1 protein-coding gene is annotated in these 371 nt (G+C 65.0%); it reads left to right on the top strand.

The features are described from left to right. The coding region (locus tag TN53_RS42950; protein ID WP_046264356.1) for an SRPBCC family protein at positions 1 to 371 on the top strand (371 nt) is incomplete at both ends.

The following is a 371-nucleotide window of genomic DNA, read 5'->3' as shown; positions in this document are numbered from 1 at the left end:
AACTGGAAGCTCATCATCGAGAACTTCATGGAGTGCTACCACTGCGCGACCATCCACCCCGAACTCACCGAGGTGCTCCCGGAGTTCGCGGACGGTTACGCGGCGCAGTACTACGTCGGCCACGGCGCGGAGTTCGGCGAGGACGTCCAGGGCTTCACCGTCGACGGCTCCGAGGGCCTGGACCGCATTCCGGGGGTGGCGGAGGACCAGGACCGGCGCTACTACGCGATCACCGTGAAGCCGCAGGTGTTCATCAACCTCGTCCCCGACCATGTGATCTTCCACCGGATGTACCCGGTGTCCGTCGACCGCACGATCGTCGAGTGCGACTGGCTCTACCTCCCGCACGTCGTCGAGAGCGGCAAGGACGT

Source organism: Streptomyces sp. WM6386 (assembly GCF_000972385.1).
GTDB lineage: Bacteria > Actinomycetota > Actinomycetes > Streptomycetales > Streptomycetaceae > Streptomyces.
The sequence above is the reverse complement of the archived record's forward strand: the minus strand, read 5'-3'. Positions and strand labels throughout refer to the sequence as shown.